The sequence below is a fragment of the Streptomyces sp. NPDC006314 genome, from assembly GCF_040613075.1.
GTDB lineage: Bacteria > Actinomycetota > Actinomycetes > Streptomycetales > Streptomycetaceae > Streptomyces.
The window spans coordinates 1-1,814 of sequence record NZ_JBEXRL010000073.1 but is presented as its reverse complement, the minus strand read 5'-3'; the positions used below and the strand labels follow the sequence as shown (position 1 = coordinate 1,814).

Sequence of the window (1,814 nt, the reverse complement as noted above, 5' to 3'; positions counted from 1 at the left end):
CGGGAACGAAAGCGGCAACACCTGCGGCCGCTCACCCGACCGCACCCGCGACCGCACCGCCCGCGCACCCTCCAGCCGCTCCGCCAGCCTGGCGACCGTACGCGCCTCCAGCAGCACACCGACCGACACATCCACGTCCAGCACGGAGCGCACGCGACTCATGAGACGCGCTCCGAGGAGGGAGTGGCCGCCGAGGTCGAAGAAGCTGTCGTCGACACCGACCCGTTCCACACCGAGGATCTCGGCGAACAGACCGCACAGGATCTCCTCCCGCACCGTCCGCGGAGCACGCCCCGCACCGGCCACCGCCTCCGGCGCCGGCAGAGCCCGCCGGTCCACCTTCCCGTTCGCCGTCAACGGCAACGACTCCAGCACCACCACCGCCGACGGCACGCAGTACTCCGGCAGCACCCCCGCCACGAACTCACGCACCTGGGCGGCGCTCAGCCGGGCCCGGCCATGGGCCGGGACGTTGGCAAGGGCGGACTTGTCCCCCGCACGCCACGTCGGCCGCCAGGTTCCGACGAGGGCGGCGCCCTGCGTGGCCTCGGCGCGGACGAGCAGCACGTCCAGTGCGGAGCTGGGGCCGCCGTCGCCGTCGGCCCAGGTGAGGACGGTGCGGTAGCCGCAGCGCCGGGCCAGGGCAGTGAGGGCCGTCGGGACGACGGGCGGCTCGGGGAGCACGACGGCGGCATCGATGGCCGCCTTCAGTTCCGCCGCGTCCGTCGCCTGGGCCAGGGCATCGGCGAGGGCGAGCGGAACCGTGAGCCGGGAGTGCGGCACTCCGGTCACCCGCAGGCAGACAGGCCGGCCGTCCTCCGGGCCCGCCAGGGCGGCGGTCAGTTCCTCCAGTGCCGTGGAACCGTCGCCGGACCAGGAGACCAGCGCGGCATCGGAGGCGTCGACGATGTTCCGCCCCCGCCGGTGCAGCACGACGTCGTACCGGTAGCGCGTCAGCTCGTTGGACGCGGCGCGCGGCTTGACCCGGATGTCGGCGCCCACGAGCGCCAGGTGCTCGTCGGCGAAGTTCTCGAAGTACTCGGGGTCCAGGAGGAGTTCCTCCTCCTCGGCCACGGCTGCGCGCACGTCCTGTCGCACACTTTCGGGCGCGGTGGGCTCGCGGAGGGCACGCAGTGTGCGTTCGGTCTGGAACTGCTCAAGGAGGCGCAGGTCGCGTACGTCGCCGATGACGACGCGGCCGTTGTCACGGGTCAGGTCGACGGCACGGGCGAGGACGTCGGAGAGGTACTCGGCCGAGGGGAAGTACTGAACGACGGAGTTGAGGACGGCGACGTCGAAGTGGCCGGCCGGAAGACCGTCCGTGACGTGCGCGGGCTGGGCGAGGAGGGTGACGCGCTCGGCGTGCTCGGTCCCCTCGATGCTCCGGCCGAGCCGCTCGATCGCCGTCTCGGAGATGTCGGTGCCCCAGTACTCCTCGCAGTGCGGAAGCAGCCGGGAAAGGACCATGCCGTTGCCGACGCCGATTTCCAGGATGCGCTTCGGCTTCAGCTCGGCGATGAGGTCCGCGGTGTCCTCGAGCCATTCGGCCATTTCGCTGTCGGGGATGAGGCCACCGTCGTAGCTGTTGTGCCAGCCGACGAATCCCGCGCCGAAATCCTCCGCGCGCGCCGATTCGTACGACGACTCGAAGACGGATTTCCAGTCACCGACCTGCTCCACCCCGTCGGCGCCCGGCTCGGGGGACGCCATGTGCGCCGGGGTCACATAGGCGACGAGTTGGCGGTCGTCGGGCTGGTCCTGCCGGACACACACCACCGCCTGCCCCACACCCGGGCAGGAACCCACCACCGCCT

The 1,814-nt window shown here is 71.8% G+C and carries 1 protein-coding gene; it reads right to left on the bottom strand.

The features are described 5' to 3' along the window. A partial coding sequence (locus ABZ079_RS36820) for a phosphopantetheine-binding protein (protein ID WP_356943796.1) occupies window positions 1-1,814 on the bottom strand: 1,814 nt, incomplete at both ends.